Source organism: Lysobacter daejeonensis GH1-9, assembly GCF_000768355.1.
GTDB lineage: Bacteria > Pseudomonadota > Gammaproteobacteria > Xanthomonadales > Xanthomonadaceae > Aerolutibacter > Aerolutibacter daejeonensis.
In genome coordinates this window covers 68,632-85,833 of sequence record NZ_AVPU01000002.1, presented here as the reverse complement: position 1 = coordinate 85,833, position 17,202 = coordinate 68,632, and the positions used below count along the sequence as shown (strand labels likewise).

The following is a 17,202-nucleotide window of genomic DNA, read 5'->3' as shown; positions in this document are numbered from 1 at the left end:
TCCGCTAGGCTGACGGCGTACCCGTTCCCGGCCACGTGCATGAAGATCATCGAAGTCCAGCACCCACTCGTGCAGCACAAGATGGGCCTGATGCGCCGCAAGGACATCAGCAACAAGGAGTTCCGCGAGCTGGTGGCTGAAGTGGGCACGCTGGTGGCATTCGAAGCCACCCGCGACCTGGAAACCGAGGACGCGGTGATCGAGGGCTGGGCCGGCCCCACCCATGTGCGGCGACTGGCCGGCAAGGTCACGCTCGTGCCGATCCTGCGCGCTGGGCTGGGCATGCTGCAGGGCGTACTCGCGGCACTGCCCACCGCCCGCATCGGCGTGGTCGGGCTGAAGCGGAACGAATCGACGCTTAGACCGGACCGTTACTACCTCAACCTGCCCGCACGCATGGCCGAGCGCGTGGCGATCATCGTCGACCCGATGCTGGCCACCGGAGGCAGCACCATCGCCGCCATCGACCAGCTCAAGGCGCAGGGCTGCACGCGGATCAAGGGTGTGTTCCTGGTGTCCGCACCGGAAGGCCTGCGTGCGGTGGAAGCTGCGCATCCCGACTTCGAGGTCTACACCGCCGCCATCGACGATAGGCTCAATGAAATGGGTTACATCCTGCCCGGACTGGGTGACGCCGGCGACAAACTGTTCGGCACCGATCTGATCTAGCGTCTCGCGCCCGCAGAGGTGCCGCGACGTCGGCGCAGCGTCACCAAGGTGACCAGCGCCACGCCCACCAGGCCGCCCACACCCCACAGCCACCAGTGCAGCGTCACGCGGTCATCAGTACCCGCCGGCTCCAACGGGTCCTCTACAACCGCCACGGACGCCGGAGGCAATGCCGCGGCCGGCAGCGGGTACCAAATGCCATCACGCAACTCGACCTTGCCCTGCAGCGGCGGCAGGGTCAGCTCGCGCCATGTGACACGCAGGTCGCCGATCTGCGGATCCAGCGGATTCTCGCTGCTGCTGAGTCCATCGCCATCGGGCTGGAACGTGGCCGACAGGTTGGCGGGCAAGCTCCGGTAACTGGGCCGGAACTCGTGCCACTCGCCCAATGTACGCAGCACCTCCGGCGCCAATGGTTGACCGCTGAGCGTGGCATCGGTGCCCCACCAGCGTTCGCCACCAATGGGCAATTCGCCGGGATTGCGGTGCGCCTCATCGAAGCCGTTCGAGTCGATGACCGCCGCGTTCCACACGGGGGCATACCCGGCGCCTTCGCGTCGCCACTGCAGCATCTCAACCCGACGATCAAGGCCGAATTGACGCGTTTCGACACGGAAATCGGGGTCGCGGATGGCGTCGCCGGCACGCGGCACCAGCTCCGGGATCTCCTGCGCCTGCGCCATTTGGCCCGCCAGCAGCAGCGCCAGCATGGCCAGCGCCGACCTCATGCCGCGAGCGCCCTTGCGTGCAATTCGGCAACCTCGTGGGTGGTGCCGAACTTGCCCTTCTCGTCACGCGTGACCTGTGCCAGGGCACAGCCCGGGTCATGGGTGAAGAACAGGTGCACGTTGCGGGCAAGCTTGTCGGCAAGGAAGTCTTTCTTCTCGTCGATCAGCAACTCGGCGTTGCGGTCGTAGCCCATGGTGATGGGCACGTGCACCCACGGCCGGCCGGGGATCAGGTCGGCGCAGAACACCACGCCGCCATGCGGCTGTCCGTCCACGGTCTCGGGCCCCACGATTTCCGCCAGCATCAGGCCGGGGGTGTGGCCACTACTGAAGTGGAAGCGGACACTGTCGCCCAGCGTCCGGCTATACGCGCCCTCCACCAGTTCCAGCCGGCCGGTGGCTTCGATCAGCGCAGGCAGTTCCGGGATGAAACTGGCGCGGTCGCGCGGGTGCGGCTGCAGCGCGCGCTCCCAGTGCTCGCGTCCCACCACGTAGGTGGCGTTCGGGAAAACCAGCCGCGGCGGCTGCCCGTCCTCCCACTGCGCCAGCAGGCCGCCAGCGTGGTCGAAATGCAGGTGCGAGAGCACCACCACGTCGATGTCCTCGGGCTTGAAGCCCGCGGCTGCAAGGGAGTCCAACAGCACGTGACGATCTTCGACCACGCCATAGCGTTCGCGCAGCTTGGGCTCGAAGAACGCGCCAATGCCGGCTTCGAACAGCACGGTCTTGCCGTTGAGCGGGCTGGCCAGCAGCGCGCGGCACGCGAGGTCGATGCGGTTCTGCGCGTCGGGTTGCGCCCATTTGGCCCACATGGCGCGCGGCGCGTTGCCGAACATGGCACCGCCATCGAGTTTCTGGCTGTTGCCCAGCAGCGACCAGAGTTTCATGCCAACCACCTCGCGCGCACATCCTGACGACGCATCAATGATACCGCCGCCAGCTGCACAAGGGCTGCATCGCGCGCAACGATGCAGCCCGCAGGCGAGCACTGCCCACATGCGAGGCGGCGCTCGCCGGAAGGGTTGGCGTCGTTATTTCGACGGCGCCGGCATCACGTCCGCCTTGCCCACGGGGTTGCGGGGATCGGTGCCGCCTTCCAGCGTGTTGCCTGCCTTGTCCCAAGCCACGGTCTGCAGGTTGCCCCACGGCTGCTCGGCGGCATTGACCTTGTGCCCCATCGCCTCCAGCGCCTTCACCGTCTCCGGGGCGAGCGCGCCGGCCTCGGCGGAAATGACATCAGGCATCCACTGGTGATGGATGCGTGGCAGGGCCGCCACCTGCTGCGGCGCCAGGCCATCGTCATACGCCAGGATGCCCAGCAACACTTCGGTGATGATCCGGCTGCCACCTGGCGCGCCGATGGCGGCGACCTTGTCCTTGGATTCGATGAAGCTGGGCGTCATCGAGCTGAGCATGCGCTTGCCGGCCTTGGGTGCATTCGCCTCGAAGCCCATCACGCCAAACGCGTTGGGGGTGCCCGGACGCAGCGCGAAATCGTCCATCTCGTTGTTGAGCAGCACGCCCGTGCCCGGTGCGACCAGGCCGGAGCCGTACAACAGGTTCACCGTCTGCGTGGCCGACACGCGGTTGCCGTCGGCGTCGATGATGGAGAAATGGGTTGTCTCGTCGTCCTCCAGCGGCGCTGGCTTGCCAGACAGCAACGCACTGGGCAGCGCCTTGTCCGGGTGGATGGAGGCACGCAGGCCGGCCGCGTACTCGCGGCTGGTCAGGCGCGCCACCGGCACCTGCACGAAGTCCGGATCGCCCAGGTAGATGGTGCGGTCACGGTACGCGCGACGCATGGCCTCCACCACCAGGTGGGTGCGCTGCGCGGGATCCAGCTTGGACAGGTCCCAGCCTTCCAGGATCTGCAGGATCTGCGCCATCGCCACGCCGCCCGACGACGGCGGCGGTGCGGTGGTGACGTCCCAGCCGCGGTATTTGAAGCACAACGGCTCGCGCTCCTTCACCCGATAACCGGCGAGCTCGTCGGCGCGCCACTTGCCGCCTTCCTCCTTGACCGAGGCGAGCAGCTTCTTCGCGACATCGCCGCGGTAGAAACCATCGAAACCCTTCTCGCCCAGCAGTTCCAGCGTGCGGGCAAGGTCGGGCTGCCTGAGGGTCTCGCCCACCTGCGGCGGCGTGCCATCGGCGAGGAACACTGCACGGGTGCCGCGGTAACGCTCCATCACCTCGCGGCGCGAGCCGTAACCCCTCTCCAGCCGTGCATAGATCGGAAAACCTTCGCGTGCGATGCGGATCGCCGGCGCCAGCGAGGTCTTCAGCGGCAAACGGCCGTAACGCTCCGCCAGATGCACCAGCGCCGCGGGAAGCCCGGGAATGCCCGCCGACCACGGGCCGTTGACCGAACGGTCGCGGTTGAGCTCGCCCTTGCCGTCAAGGAAAGCCGCGGGGGTCGCGGATTCCGGCGCGGTCTCGCGCGCGTCCACGAACACATCGCGGCCCGTGCGCGCATCGTGCAGCAGGAAGAAACCGCCGCCACCGATGCCGGAACTGATCGGCTCGACCACCGACAACGTGGCCGACACCGCAATGGCGGCGTCGAACGCATTGCCACCGGCGCGGATGATCTCCATGCCTGCATCGGTGGACAGCGCATGGGCGCTGGCAATCACCGCACCCGGCGGCGTGGCCCGGGACGAGCCGCTAGGCGCCGGCACGGGCGGCTCCAGCGTGGACGATGTCGCAGGCGCGGCCATGACCGGCGCGAACGACAGACCCACCGCCAACAACATCATCGCGGTCCGTGCGCGCAGATCAAAAGGCATGCGAAGTCACTCCTGTTGCAGCCTCGCCAGCTTGGCGAGCAGCTGTTCGTGGGTCTCGGGGAAGGAGGGATCGGGGTCGATGCACTCGACAGGACAGACGACCACGCACTGTGGCTCGTCGAAGTGACCGACGCATTCGGTGCAGCGTGCCGGGTCGATCACGTAGATGGTCTCGCCCTGCGAAATGGCCTGGTTGGGACAGGCGGGTTCGCAGACGTCGCAGTTGACGCAGAGCTCGTTGATCTTCAGCGACATGGCGGTGGGGGCGCCTGTACGCCGGCAAGGCCTGCCGCGCCCGTTGCGGGCGCGGCAGGCACGAGGCCGGTTACTTGGTCTCGATGAACTTGTAGTCGACGCCGGTCGGCGCGATGGCCGCCTTGACGCGCTCGCCGTCGGCGGGCTTGCCCAGGAACAGCACCTTCACCCCCTTCATGGAGCCGGCCTGTACCTTTTCGAACGAGGCGATCATCAGGTCCGCCATGCGGGCCGACGAGGGCGAGCCGTATGCCACGAGGTTGCCTTCGACGATGCCGCGCTGCATGTCGGTGGAGGACTGCTCCAGCAGGCGGTCGTAGTAGCCCTGGAAATCCGGGGTTTCCTCGGCCGGCAGGAAGTACAGGTACGGCTGGCCGGTCACACCATCGAGGTTGCGCTTGACGACTTCCTGCAGGTAGCTGCCCCAGGCGTTTTCATCATTGGTGGTCGGCGCGACCAGCGGCGCCTGGACGACGGCTTCCGGCTTGGCGGCCTCTTCCTTCTTGCACGCGGCCAGCAGCGGCAGCGCGAGGCAGGCGGTGAGCATCAGACGGGTGGTGGTCTTCATCGGGGAGCCCCTGTTGTTGTGGGTGTTACGGTTGGAAGCGTTGATGGAGTCAATCGTACAGGGCATGTGACCAGTCGCCCCGGAGCATCCCTGCGGTCAACTTGTCGTGCGCTGCTGCCACTGTGCCTGCAGCGCCGCATCCACGGCCGGCGGCACGAAACCGGACACGTCGCCGCCCAGGCGGGAGATTTCCCGCACCAGCGACGATGAAATGAAGCCGTACTGCTCCGCTGGCGTCAGGAACAGCGTTTCCACCTCGGGAATCAGATGCCGGTTCATGCTGGCCAGCTGGAACTCGTATTCGAAGTCCGATACCGCGCGCAGGCCACGCAGCAGCACCCCGCCCCCCACTTCGGCCACGAAATGGGCCAGCAGGCAATTGAAACCGCGGACTTCCACGTTGGCGTGGTGGGCCACCGCCTTGCTCGCCAGCTCGACCCGCAGCTCCAGGGGCAGCGCCGGGCCCTTGCCAGGACTTTCGGCCACGCCAATGATCATCCGTTCAAACAGCGGCGCCGCGCGGTCGACGAGATCGACGTGGCCATTGGTGATCGGGTCGAACGTGCCGGGATAGACGGCGATGCGTTGTCGGGCCGCGGTCATGCTTGGGTCATTCGCTGGAGGTAGCGTAACGGAAAGTGTCGGCCGTACCGGCCGCGTTCACGCCAGTGTATCAGTGGCCGCCGGGTGCCGCCGGTACAGGGCGTAGCGGACCTCGCGGGTGCCGCCCTCCCGGTGCAAGTGCCAGTCCGCGGGCAGCGGCGGAGCCTGGTCGGCCGGGGATTCCACGTACAACCAGGCGCTCGGCGAGAGCCGATTGACCAGCCGGGGAACAACCAACTCCCACAATCCGGCCGCAAAGGGCGGGTCCAGGAAAGCCAGGTCGAAGTGCTCCCCGCCACCGGTGGCCAGCCAGGCCAGTGCGTCGGCATTGACCACCTCGGCGGCCTCGCCCCCTTCCAGGCGGGACAGGGTCCGCGTCAGCGCCGTGGCCAAGCCTCGGTCGCGCTCCACCAACACAGCGGAGGCGGCCCCACGCGACAGCGCCTCCAGCCCCAACGCGCCACTGCCGGCGAACAGGTCCAATACCCGCGCGCCCGGCAACACCGGCATCAGCCAGTTGAACAGCGTCTCGCGCACCCGGTCGGAGGTGGGTCGCAGGCCGGGGGCGTCCGGCACGTCCAGCCGCGTGCCGCGCCACTTGCCGCCGATCAGCCGCACCCGCCCGGGCGTGCCAGCGGCAGGCGGACGGGGAGCGGAAGGCCGGGGGAATCGAGGCGTTTTCATCGGGGGCTCGCGGGGGCCGGTGCTAGCATGTGCACATTCTCGCGCATTCACGGAATGTCCCCACGCGATGCTCAGTTTTTTCCGCCGCAAGAAGCCCGAAGCGGCCCCCGCCGATGCCAACAAGCGCCCCAGCGTCGATGAATTGGCTGCGGCGTTCCCCCATTCGGACGCCCCGGCCGTGGCCGACGCGCCGCTCGATGCCCCGCTGCATGCCACGTCGAATCTTGATGCTGGCGGCGCCCCGGACAGTTCCGCGCTGGGCGCCGGCCTGACGCCGGAGCCGGTGCCGGCCGAGGTGATTGCCGCTGCACTCGAAACGGAAGCTGAGCCGGGCCACTCGGCGCCCGAGGCCCCGTCCGCCACCTCAGACGCCAGGACGGGCTGGCGCGACCGCCTGCGCGGCACCGCCTTCGCGCGCGCGTTCGGTGGACTGTTCTCGCGCAATCCCAAGCTCGACGACGACCTGCTGGACGAGATCGAGACCGCCCTCCTCACGGCCGACGTTGGCGTGGCCGCCACCACCCAGTTGGTCGAAAGCCTGCGCAAGCGCATGAAGGCACGCGATTTCGCCGACGCGCAGGCATTGCTTGCCGCGCTGCGCGTCGACCTGCTGGCGATGCTCCGCCCGGTGGCCGTGCCGCTGCAGATCGACACCACCGCAAAACCCTTCGTGCTGCTGACCGTGGGCGTCAACGGCGTCGGCAAGACCACGACCATCGGCAAGCTGGCCAAACGCTTCAAGGACGAAGGCCGCTCCCTGATGCTGGCCGCCGGCGACACCTTCCGCGCCGCGGCCGTCGCGCAGTTGCAGGCCTGGGGCGACCGCAACGGCGTGCCGGTGGTGGCGCAGGGTCAGAATGCCGACGCCGCCTCGGTCGCGTTCGACGCGTTGCAGGCCGCCAAGGCACGCGGCACCGAGGTGCTGATCGCCGACACCGCCGGGCGCCTGCACACGCAGCAGGGGCTGATGGCCGAACTGGGCAAGATCAAGCGTGTGTTGGCCAAGCTGGACCCCGCTGCGCCGCACGAAGTGCTGATGGTGATCGATGGCACCACCGGCCAGAACGCGTTGTCGCAGTTGCGCCAGTTCCACGCGGCAGTGGGCGTCACCGGACTGGTGGTGACCAAGCTCGATGGCACCGCCAAGGGCGGCGTGGTGTTCGCGCTGGCCCGCGAGTTCGGCATCCCCATCCGCTTCGCCGGCATCGGCGAACGCCCGGAAGACCTGCGCGTGTTTGACGCAGAGGCCTTTGTGGATGCGTTGCTGCCCGAGGCGCTGGGTGCGTAAGGGCGATGGCCGCATGACCTCCCCCGACGAGGCCACGACCGGATGATGACCAGGCGCAGGCTGATCCTGCTGGCGGGGCTGGCCCTGGTCATGGCGGGCTTCGCGGCGCTGCTGTACTGGACCAGTCGACCGCCCCAGTTCGCCTCGCTCGTCACCGGCACCCTTGGGCGCTCGCTGGGCCTGGAGATCACCATTGGCGGTGCCAGCGAATACCGCCTGCGCGACACACCACTGCTGGTGGTACGCGACGTGGTGGTGCGCGAGCCCGGCGCGGCTACGCCGCTGCTGCGCGCCGACCGCATCCACGTATCCGTGCCGTGGTCGACCGTCCGCAGCCGCGGGCAGACGCTGGCCATCCGTCGCATCGAGTTGGACAACCCGCGCCTTGACGTGCCCGCGCTGCAGCACTGGCTGGCCACGCGCCCGCCGAGCGAAGAGCGCATCCCCACCCTCACCGACGGACTGCAGGTCAACAACGGCACCATCACCAACATCGGCTGGTTCATTGACGGCATCGACGCCAGCCTGCCCTCGGTGCACCCCGGGCGCCCGACGCAGGCGCGCCTACGCGGCCGCTACGTCGATGCGCCCCTCACCATTCCCTTCGACCTGGACGTGGCCCTGTCGCGACCCGCGCGCCAAGCCGACCTGCGCGCGCGTGGCGACCTCACCCTGGACCACGGTGACTGGTCGATGCCGTCGTCCATCACCGTCTCGGGCCCGCTCGACCTCGGCCGCGATGCGATACGCCTGACGCCGGCCCGCATTGGCATCGCGACGCAGTACGTGAGCGGCGAGCACCGCATCCCGTTCGTGCTGGGATTGCACGGCCCGCTGCTCTTCGATGAAGCCACATGGACGCTGGCACCGGCAAGCGCGGTACTGCGCGAGCGGACAGGCCCACCGAGCTCGAAGCCGATGCCATCGATCGTCCCCGATATGCATGCACACGGCCGACTGGCCATCGGCAAGGGGCTTTCGCTGCAACTCGGCGGCATGATCGCGCAGTGGCCGGCCGGATGGCCCGCGCTACCGCCTCCGATTGGCCAATCAACTTCGCCACTGCCGTTCGGGCTGGCCTACGACGGGGCCGTCGATCTCTCGGACACCACGGCCCTCGCACTGCGCCGCGACGCCACCCGGTTCAACGGGCGCCTGCGGGTTCCCGTGGTGCTGGAGTGGTCGCGGGCTGCCGCAGCCGGCGGCCCGCTTCCGCCGCTTACCGGCACGCTGAGCACGCCACGCGTGGACATCGCAGGCGCACAACTGGAAGGTGTTGAAGTGCAGTTCGAGGACGACGACGTGGACGCGCGGGACACGCCACCAGCCGCTCACAACGGTCCGCCGCCCGCACGCACCACCGCGAGCGGTGCGAACCGGTGAACAAGGACGCCTTCGCCACCCGTCTGCTGGCCTGGTTCGACGTGTCCGGCCGCCACGACCTGCCTTGGCAGCACCCACGCACGCCTTACCGCGTGTGGCTGTCGGAGATCATGCTGCAGCAGACTCAGGTCAAGACGGCGGCGCCCTACTTCGAGCGGTTCGTTGCGGCTTTGCCCACGTTGCCGGCGCTGGCCGCAGCCCCGCTGGACGACGTGTTGGCGCTCTGGTCGGGCTTGGGCTACTACGCCCGCGCACGCAACCTGCACGCCGCGGCGCAGCGGTGCGTGGAATTGCACGACGGCGAGCTGCCGCGCGACATCGGCGCCCTCACCGCGCTGCCCGGCATCGGCCGCAGCACCGCCGCGGCGATCCTGTCGCAGGCATGGGGCGATCGCCACGCCATCCTCGACGGCAACGTGAAGCGCGTGCTCAGCCGCTACCACGGCGTCGATGGCTGGCCGGGCCAACCGGCGGTGGAAAAGCAGCTCTGGGCATTCGCCGGTTCACACCTGCCCGATGACCGCATGGCCGACTACACCCAGGCACAGATGGACCTGGGCGCCACGCTGTGCAGCCGCAGCGACCCTGCGTGCGTGCTGTGCCCGTTGCAGGACGAATGCGTCGCGCGGCGCGAAGGCCGCACTGCGGAACTGCCCACGCCCAAGCCAGGCAAACCGCTGCCGCAGCGATACGCCCAGGTGTTGTGGCTGGAAGACGCCGACGGCCGCATCCTGCTGCAACGGCGCCCGCCCACCGGCATCTGGGCCTCGCTGTGGACACTGCCACAGGCCGAGGATGCCACCGGCGCGCACGCGTGGTTCAGTGGCCACGTGGAAGGCGATCTTGGGCGCGGCGACATCCTTGCGCCCATTGCCCACGCCTTCAGCCACTACAAGCTGGAATTGCAGCCGCTGCGCGTGCGCCCGGTCGCCCTGCGTGCCCGCATGGGCGACAATGGCGACCTGCGCTGGGTCGCCCGCGGCGAACTGGAATCGCTGGGCATCCCCGCGCCGATCCGCCGGCTGCTGGCCAGCGCCTGATCCCGGTCAAAGATGCCGGGCCCGGGCGGCCGCATCCTTGCCCCCTGCCGCCTCTCTCGGAACCGCCATGCCCCGCACCGTCTTCTGCCAGTACGAACAGCGCGACACCGAAGGCATGGACTTCATCCCTTGGCCCGGCGAACTGGGCAAGCGCGTATTCGCCGGCATCGGCAAGGCCGCCTGGGGCAAGTGGCTGGCGCACCAGACCATGCTGATCAACGAGAACCGCCTCTCACCCATGGACCCCAAGCACCGCGCCTTCCTCGAAGGCGAGATGCAGAAGTTCCTGTTCGGCGGCGGCGCCGACAAACCGGCCGGTTACGTCCCGCCGGAAGGCTGAGCCATCTCGCGGCGATCCTGTTCCGCGTGGCGGATCGCCTTGATGTCCACCGGGCGGATCTCGCGGATCTGGCACGGCATGGTCATTGCGTTGCGGTCCAGCACGATGATCTTGTCGAACCGGGCACTTACCGTACCCATCTGGCTGGTCACGCTGATGGCCTGCGCGAAATCCAGCTCCGGACAACGGCCGCTGAGCTCCAGCAGGTAGACGTCATTGGGGCGCGCCCACACCGCCACCGCGGAGTCGCCCAGTGGCGTCCAGCCATTGAGCCCGGTGAAGTAGTGGAAACTGGAAACAGGCGCGCCGGCATGGGCGCGGTAGATGGCCAGCCGTTCGGCATCGCCCAGCCGGTTGGTGGCGCAACCGGCCATGGTCAGCACGGCCCCGGCGGCAATCAGCAGCATCTTTTTCATCGTCGCCTCCTCGCTCGTGGTGAGCGGCTTGCGGGGATTCACCGCCATCTTGCGCCTTCCCGCGCAACGCGGCACGCCGCCCTCAACTCCATTCAGCCGCGGTGAGGCTTGCCAGCCGGCGCCACTACCCGTATGATGCCGCCTCTCGCGTTACCGGCGAGTTCTTGGCCGGGTAGCTCAGTTGGTAGAGCAGGGGATTGAAAATCCCCGTGTCGGGGGTTCGATTCCCTCCCCGGCCACCATTTCTCAGGTAACGCTGAAACGTAAGCCCTGCAAGGCCCTGAGCCCTGCGGGGCTTTTCGTTTGCTGGGAAGCAGCGATGCATGCGCGGATGTTCGGGGGTACACCGGGGGCACGCCAGCGCCAACCGGCCCACTTTGAGAATTTGTCCTGCAGCGCAGCAGCACCGCCGATACGCCAGATTGAGCAAACGCGAACCATGAGCTCGCGTTCGCAATCCCTGCGACCGGAAGCGGGATACTCGCCCCATGGCACGCGCGCTCCCTCCCCTGCCCCCGGGTTATGCATGGCGCTCTCACGAGGGCCGCAGGGATGCGTTTGAGTTGGTGCTAAGGGGCACCTACGACGTCGCGCTAGCCGAGCGCATGCCTGACGGTCGATGGCTGACCACGACCAATGTCTGTTTTGGACAGGCCAAGCAGCGGCAATGCATTGCGGCGACGCCTCGCCAAGCCAGGCAGTGGCTACAGGCGTGGGTTCGGGTTGCGGACCCACGTATCCAGCGGGCTCGGCCCGACGTCACCCAGTTCTGCACCGCGCACTCGTACTTTCAACCGTCATCAACCACACCAGCGGGAGACCAGCCCCATGCCCGTGACCTTTGATGCCCTGATGGCCCGCTGCGACGCCTTGGAAGCCAGCCTCGCCGCCTTAGGGCTTGAGTACGAATGCCCAGGCGACCGCATGGAGGCATTCGCGGGGATTGCCGAAGAGATCCTCCACGATGCCGCTCTTAGCGACGACCCCCACGACCACTGCATCGCCCACCTGGCAGTCCAGGAGCGGCTAGACGCAATGCTCATCAAGGTAGGCTGGATTGATCCGGCCGCCTGACTAGGCCGCCATCCGGTGTTCGTAATAGGGCCGGTCGCGGTCATCCAAGATCGCGTACAGGGCCGCTAGGTTGTTGGGGTCAGGATTGAGCCAGGCGTCCACGTTCTCGGGCTTGATGGGAATGATGCATCGGTCATGGCCAGCCGCCGCCACTTCCGGGGGTGGTTCATCCGTGATCGCGGCGAACGACCACAGGTCCTCTCCGTCCTTCCCGATCCAATGCGACCACAGGCACGCCACTAGCATGGCGTGGGCTGGACGGGGGCGAAACTCTAGAACGACGTTTTCCTCTGCCTCGCCAGGTGCCAGTTCCCGCCCCTCTGCTGCGTGTCGGGCCACGTTCTCGTAGAACGCACTCACCACCATGATTCCGTGGGTGTGGCCGAACTGGCCCTTCCAGAACCCTTCCAGGTTGTCCCTGCGGGCGTTGTAGGTGCCGGGGTACTTTGTGTCGTAGAGCGGGGGCTTCCCCTCTGGCCGGCATTGGTAGCGCATTGGCTTGACCACCCGTCGGCCGTTCTCCCAGATCATTACGGGTGCGTACCAGCCCGGGAAGATGCGGCTGTCCTTGGCCTTCAGCTCAGTCCGCTTGATGTCCGCAAGCTTTCCCTTCGTCCATTCAATCTTGGTGGTCGCGATGCGCTGATCTTCCAGCGCCTTCTTGGTGGTCTTGGTCTGCAGGGTGCGCTCCGCATCCGCCAAGCGCTTCTTCTGCTTGAACAACTCCTGTTCCAACTTAGCCACCTGCGCCGCGTCGTAAGCCAGGATCAGGTCGTGGATTTCGCGCTCTTCGGGCGTTTTTGGATTGGCAAACGCCGCATCCATGGCCTTGGGGAATCTGAAGTGCCCTCCCCCGTGTCGGTCGGCATACCGCTTAACGAACTCCTTCAGCGAGATGTCCGCACCGAACATCCGGACGTACTCCTGGTAGGCGGCTTCGACTTGGGCGGAGTAGCACATAGGGGCCTCCGAGAGGATTACGAAGGTAGAGCATGCCGCAGGCGACGCGGCTTTCCCATCCGTCCCGATGCAGACTCCCAACCCAAGTGACTCACCCCTCGGTGGTCGGCCGCATAGTCTTGAAGGCACAATCCCCTCACCCAATGCCTCGCGAGCCCACCATGACAAGTCACCTGAGACGCCTGGCCGTCGCCTTCTTGGTTGCAGTCGCCGCCTCTGGCACGCTCTACGCTCAGGCGATGCCTTCCGTTGACAACCTTATCGCGAGGCTCCAGTCCCAGTCCGTTGCCGAGCGAACCAGAGCGTCCCAAGACATATTCGGGGCCGGCATCAACAGCAAGGCGCTGTATGCGGAAGTTGCCAAACGAATCGGTGAGGTGCTTCCAACCGTGACAAAGGATTCGCCCAAGGTTGACGAGTTGGCGTGGCATGCCAAGGCCATTGGCACTTCTGGGGATATGGCGTACATGCCGCTCTTGGAACAGCTTTCTAGGTCCGACATTCGCGGGATCGCTCGCCACGCCAAGGGTGCGCAGGAGACGCTGAGGGAAGCGGCCGAGGCCGGCACTGCATACCTCGACTACACAAAGGTTATGGTCCTGACCGAGAAGCAGGCCGAAGGCTGTCGCTATGTCGCCCAGCGTTCGTGCGAAACATCACGCTCAGCGGACAAATGTGTCGATTCCCACAAGGACAACGCGGTCGAAGCTGGGGCAAATGCCATCATGCTGCTAATGACTAGTTCGCAGTCGGGCGCCCTATTCTCAGTGTTCGGGAGCGATACAACCATGCTGGCCAACTATTACGCCTGCCCGATTGCGGACGCCTCCAGCCCCCAAAGCCAGTGATCGGCCGGACCAAGGCCCAGCCTGTGTAGGAATCTTCCTACACGACAAAGCGTGATCTGCTGACAGACAAGGCCAATCGGCGCTGCGAGCCTATCTCCACCCCGGACGCCTAGGCCAATTCGGGCCACCACGGAAGGTGGCTGTTTGAAGGCAGGAAGCCAAGCGTCGGCGCCGGGGCCTTCTGTCCTCTCTGGCCGATTCCTGCAGTCCTAGTCGTTCTCGACTGGGCAGGGGTAGCCACGGCCCGGAGCGGAGTATTGCAGCCGCCCCAAGGGCGAGGACATCAAGATGCTTCGAGTGCTCGCAGTTGTCGCAGCTTGTGCTGCGCCGCTAACCGCTTCTGGCCAAGGAAAGGTCATCATTGGAGGCAGTGCGACCAAGCCTCCAATCGTGGCCGATATGTGGTCAATTGTGGCCGGTCCAGCGTCTGTCGCGGATGCCTCAATGGACCAACGCCCGACACCTTCTGGAATCCCTGGTGCGGTCGTACACACCATTACAGGTTCGTACTCAGTGAGGTTGGATCGCGCTAGCGGCGTCCAGACTGGCTTCATGGGGGGAGCATGTCTCATTGCCGACCTCAGTCTCCACGGCGTAGGCGGGACCAAATGCTCAACCGACGACGGCTGCCAAGACGTCAAGTACAAATATCCGGATTGGCATGGCTACTGCGTAAAGGAGGGGCAGGCCCATGAGGGAAGATGCTGGGTGCGTCCAGGCCTAACCACAACGCATTGTGTTCGAAGCGCCGACACAAGTAAGCCAATTAGCTTTGGCATTAACCCACTCCCCGAGGTTGCCGCGTACCCATTGGGGGACGGCAGGCCTGTCAGGTGGGTAGTCACCGCGTGCCTGAACCCTCTCAGCGACGGACGCGCCTGTGGAACCAGTGGCAATCAAGGGGAGTCTGTGGATCTCGGGCCGATCCTCGATCTTCCGTAGTGAGACGAAGCAAGTGACGCACACCGCGAACGCCCAGCCAAGCCAGAGTCGCAGCTGGGTTTCCGCCACCCTACTGAGAAAGTGAAGCGGACCATTGCCTAGCAAGTGATCCAGGCGGCTTCCTCAGGCCATGCACTGCGGTACGCCTTCGCCCAAGAGTCGATTGCTCGCTATGTCGCCCAGGGCTACACGGCCCGCGAAGCCAGAGCCCATACATCAATGGACCTGGGCACGGGGACGGCCGGGGGCGCTATGTCGCCACGGTGTACGGGCAGAAGCCGACGGACACCTAACGGTGCTTCTCAGCGCAGCCAGACTCGTCAGTCTTGAGGCAGCAGACGTAGGACCAGGGGCCTTCCCTCCTCTCCTCCATGACCGTGGCCATACTCGAAGCTGCCATCCCGCACGCTTCTAGCCCGACAACTTGACCGGCAAAGAGGTTGCGCTCTTCGCCGGCATCCTTCGGAACGTCGTAGTAATAGACGTTGAATGTCTGCCGCTTCAACTGCTCACAGGAGTAGTCGGAGTACTTCCGGCATTCGTCGGTCGAGCATCCTTGAACGGCAAGGAGCGATACAGCCAGTGCCAGCGCGACTGGAAAACGCCAACTAGTCACAAAGGTCATCCCCATCGTCGTCCTCACACTCGCCGTCTTCAATTCGCTGTGCGTGGAGTTCTTCCGCGTGCGCCTGGCACCCCTCGATAAACGATTGTGACCGACCACCGCAGTCGTCGGGGTGTTCAATCCCCCTGCCTTCAGCCCATGCGTAGCCCGCCTCATGGCCTGAACAATCGACGGTGCACGCATAGCCTCGGTACGTAGGTCCAAGGGGCACCGCCGGCGCAGCCAGACCATAGTGGGACACTGTGACGCAGGTTCCGACTGGCTTGGACGTGTACGTACGGGCTCCGTTCGGCAGCGTGCAACGGAAAACCGGAAGAGTCGCAGAACTTCGTTCTTGCAGGTAGGAATAGGGGATGGCGCGAACAGAGCCGGCATCAGCTTTTTCCGGCGGTCGGGCGCTGTAGTACCGAGTGCCACCGTTGGTGTAGCTGTAGACCGTCCCCCGTACTACCGAATGTGCCGGGGATTGTGACCAAACAGCACCACTCCATGCGAGCAGCGCCATTACGACACCGACCCTAGCCTTATCCATAGGACTGAGGCTCACGTTCAACATCCCGAGGGAACCTGGGCGCAGGCTTCTTCAAGCCGCGCTTCCAGATCATCCAGTCGTTGTCGGAGTTGCTCCGTTTCAGCTTGAGCCTCTTCCGCAACCGCCTCCGCTCGCTCAAGACGATCCGAGAGCGAATCACTACACCCTGTAGCCGTCCAAACCAGCGCTAACCCCAGGAGAAATGCCTTCACTAGATTCCTCCCCCTCACAGAAAACTGGCCCCATCTCGCCATGCTGGGACTACAAGCGGGGTCGCGCAATCAATCAGGAGCCATCTTGAGACGTTTTCTCAGTTGGCGCTATTAGCAGATCCATGACGGACGCGATGTAGGGCACGTCAGGGTCGCGGGGCTTGAACCGGGCATGTTCCTTGGCAAGGAACCCCAGCCAATGGGCCGCCATCAGGTCGCCGACGGCAAGAATCCAGTACAGGGCGGCGGCCACTGCCAAACATATCGCTACCTGCCCAAGTGGCCCCGGAAGTAGCTGCCAAAGCACAACCAGGCCGAACACGAGATAGCCGCGCCATTTGACCCGCCAGGCCTCGGCCAGCGAAGTCGCCTCCAGCGCCCTTACCAGCTGTTCGTTCGGTGTCAGGCCGTCCGTGTTTTCGTGTTCCATCGCCCCTCCTGGGCTGGTTTCCATCAACTTGCCCTTGCTGGGCAACCGTTGAGGGGGCCCCGATTACAGGGCCTCGTGCCACTCTCTTTGCTCGCGCAGTAGCCGCGCAAGCTCACGCAGCGCAGGGCGCGCGCCACCCTTCCACGCATTGAGCGATGAGGCCGCTTTACCCGCGTCCGTTCGCGGCCCGGTCGCGTGTTCCCACGGTTTCCAGCGTCGAATCATCTCCGCCTGACGCGCGCGTCGTTCTGGTGTCCAGCCGTGCGACATTCCCACCCTCCAAAAGTTTGTTTGGCGCAAAAGGGTTTTCCTCCCCACGCGCGTGGTCCCTATCAGTGGCCACGCCGTTGTTGACCTGCTGGTGCCCGTTCGCAATGTTGGCCTGTTTCACGAAGGCCACCGGACGTGGGTTCTTGATCTCCGCAATGGTTTCCAGAGTCGTCCTGCACTGACTCTGTGCCTTCAAACCCAAGCGCATGTATTGCTCCATCAACTTGGGGTGTGTGCCCATGGCTGTCGCCGCTCGTTGGACGCAGGCATTGAACATTGCCGACAACGCCACCGCCTGCCCCAAGAGCATGCTTTCCAGCCCTGCAAGGTCACCACCGTTCACGGCCTTCACCTGGTCGCGAAGGCTATGCACGCAACTCGTCAGATCCAACCCGGCCCAAGACGGGCTTGCGAAAACATGGGCGGTGACGGCGCTATGGGTCACCCCCTGCATGATTGCGTCCGCCACCTGGTCCGGCTCGGGACGACCGTCGTCCTTCATCTGAAGGACGCCCGGGTCCCTCTTCTCATTTTCTTTCGTCATCG

Annotated in this window: 19 protein-coding genes and 1 tRNA gene; 8 read left to right on the top strand and 12 right to left on the bottom strand. The window is 65.8% G+C overall.

All coding sequences use genetic code 11. The features are described from left to right. Positions 1-39 precede the first annotated feature (39 nt). Positions 40-669: a uracil phosphoribosyltransferase gene (upp, locus tag N800_RS01550; RefSeq protein WP_036134050.1), complete on the top strand. Its 630-nt coding sequence runs from the start codon at positions 40-42 to the stop codon at positions 667-669. Here upp and N800_RS01545 read toward each other — a convergent pair. The 7 genes from N800_RS01545 to rsmD all read right to left on the bottom strand — a co-directional run bounded on the left by N800_RS01545 (position 666) and on the right by rsmD (position 6,296). Continuing rightward, positions 666-1,397, bottom strand: coding sequence for a TMEM43 family protein (locus tag N800_RS01545; protein ID WP_036134048.1), 732 nt, complete (start codon positions 1,395-1,397; stop codon positions 666-668). The two genes, upp and N800_RS01545, sit on opposite strands and share 4 nt — an antisense overlap. After that, complete coding sequence (locus tag N800_RS01540; RefSeq protein ID WP_036134046.1) at positions 1,394-2,284, bottom strand: MBL fold metallo-hydrolase; 891 nt, start codon at positions 2,282-2,284, stop codon at positions 1,394-1,396. The genes N800_RS01545 and N800_RS01540 overlap by 4 nt, the downstream gene beginning before the upstream one ends. A gap of 144 nt (positions 2,285-2,428) precedes the next feature. Beyond that, a complete protein-coding gene (gene ggt, locus N800_RS01535; protein WP_156962835.1) occupies positions 2,429-4,156 on the bottom strand; it encodes a gamma-glutamyltransferase in 1,728 nt (575 codons plus the stop codon). Between the two features lie 36 nt (positions 4,157-4,192). Next, complete coding sequence (locus N800_RS01530; protein WP_036134042.1) at positions 4,193-4,441, bottom strand: YfhL family 4Fe-4S dicluster ferredoxin; 249 nt, start codon at positions 4,439-4,441, stop codon at positions 4,193-4,195. A gap of 70 nt (positions 4,442-4,511) precedes the next feature. Next, the gene (locus N800_RS01525; RefSeq protein ID WP_036134040.1) at positions 4,512-5,009 is read right to left on the bottom strand and encodes a hypothetical protein; all 498 of its coding nucleotides are present in this window, start codon (positions 5,007-5,009) and stop codon (positions 4,512-4,514) included. Between the two features lie 96 nt (positions 5,010-5,105). Beyond that, the gene (coaD, locus tag N800_RS01520) at positions 5,106-5,612 is read right to left on the bottom strand and encodes a pantetheine-phosphate adenylyltransferase (RefSeq protein ID WP_036134038.1); all 507 of its coding nucleotides are present in this window, start codon (positions 5,610-5,612) and stop codon (positions 5,106-5,108) included. Positions 5,613-5,669: 57 nt separating this feature from the next. Beyond that, positions 5,670-6,296: a 16S rRNA (guanine(966)-N(2))-methyltransferase RsmD gene (gene rsmD, locus N800_RS01515; protein WP_052107799.1), complete on the bottom strand. Its 627-nt coding sequence runs from the start codon at positions 6,294-6,296 to the stop codon at positions 5,670-5,672. A 67-nt stretch (positions 6,297-6,363) separates the two neighbouring features. Between rsmD and ftsY the strand changes: the two genes are divergently transcribed. From ftsY to N800_RS01495, 4 genes are all read left to right on the top strand, one after another. Beyond that, positions 6,364-7,584 carry a signal recognition particle-docking protein FtsY gene (gene ftsY, locus N800_RS01510; protein ID WP_036134034.1) on the top strand — a complete coding sequence of 407 codons (1,221 nt, stop codon included), beginning with the start codon at positions 6,364-6,366 and terminating at the stop codon, positions 7,582-7,584. A 45-nt stretch (positions 7,585-7,629) separates the two neighbouring features. After that, entirely contained in the window at positions 7,630-8,967 is a 1,338-nt protein-coding gene (locus tag N800_RS01505; protein ID WP_156962829.1) for an AsmA family protein, read from the top strand. Further along, positions 8,964-10,007, top strand: coding sequence for an A/G-specific adenine glycosylase (mutY, locus tag N800_RS01500; RefSeq protein WP_036134030.1), 1,044 nt, complete (start codon positions 8,964-8,966; stop codon positions 10,005-10,007). Before N800_RS01505 ends, mutY begins: the two co-directional genes overlap by 4 nt. A 67-nt stretch (positions 10,008-10,074) precedes the next feature. Next, on the top strand, positions 10,075-10,347 hold the full coding sequence (locus tag N800_RS01495) for an oxidative damage protection protein (RefSeq protein WP_036134029.1): 273 nt from the start codon (positions 10,075-10,077) through the stop codon (positions 10,345-10,347). Here the strand turns inward: N800_RS01495 and N800_RS01490 are convergent. Beyond that, entirely contained in the window at positions 10,326-10,763 is a 438-nt protein-coding gene (locus N800_RS01490) for a DUF6491 family protein (RefSeq protein ID WP_036134276.1), read from the bottom strand. The two genes, N800_RS01495 and N800_RS01490, sit on opposite strands and share 22 nt — an antisense overlap. Before the next feature lie 166 nt (positions 10,764-10,929). Between N800_RS01490 and N800_RS01485 the strand changes: the two genes are divergently transcribed. Continuing rightward, a tRNA-Phe gene (locus N800_RS01485) sits at positions 10,930-11,005 on the top strand. Between the two features lie 586 nt (positions 11,006-11,591). Beyond that, positions 11,592-11,837, top strand: a complete 246-nt coding sequence (locus N800_RS01480) for a hypothetical protein (RefSeq protein WP_036134026.1) — start codon at positions 11,592-11,594, stop codon at positions 11,835-11,837. Here N800_RS01480 and N800_RS01475 read toward each other — a convergent pair whose 3' ends face one another. Beyond that, a complete protein-coding gene (locus tag N800_RS01475) occupies positions 11,838-12,797 on the bottom strand; it encodes an SOS response-associated peptidase family protein (RefSeq protein WP_036134024.1) in 960 nt (319 codons plus the stop codon). It abuts the gene before it with no gap. Between the two features lie 161 nt (positions 12,798-12,958). On the opposite strand from N800_RS01475, the gene N800_RS01470 reads away from it, so the two are divergent. Continuing rightward, positions 12,959-13,645, top strand: a complete 687-nt coding sequence (locus N800_RS01470) for a hypothetical protein (RefSeq protein ID WP_156962828.1) — start codon at positions 12,959-12,961, stop codon at positions 13,643-13,645. A gap of 1,231 nt (positions 13,646-14,876) precedes the next feature. Here the strand turns inward: N800_RS01470 and N800_RS01465 are convergent. From N800_RS01465 to N800_RS01455, 3 genes are all read right to left on the bottom strand, one after another. Then, complete coding sequence (locus N800_RS01465; protein WP_156962827.1) at positions 14,877-15,212, bottom strand: hypothetical protein; 336 nt, start codon at positions 15,210-15,212, stop codon at positions 14,877-14,879. 817 nt (positions 15,213-16,029) lie between these two features. Continuing rightward, the gene (locus N800_RS01460) at positions 16,030-16,386 is read right to left on the bottom strand and encodes an SLC41A family transporter (protein WP_036134019.1); all 357 of its coding nucleotides are present in this window, start codon (positions 16,384-16,386) and stop codon (positions 16,030-16,032) included. Between the two features lie 166 nt (positions 16,387-16,552). Continuing rightward, the gene (locus N800_RS01455; protein WP_036134016.1) at positions 16,553-17,200 is read right to left on the bottom strand and encodes a hypothetical protein; all 648 of its coding nucleotides are present in this window, start codon (positions 17,198-17,200) and stop codon (positions 16,553-16,555) included. Between the last annotated feature and the right edge of the window lie 2 nt (positions 17,201-17,202).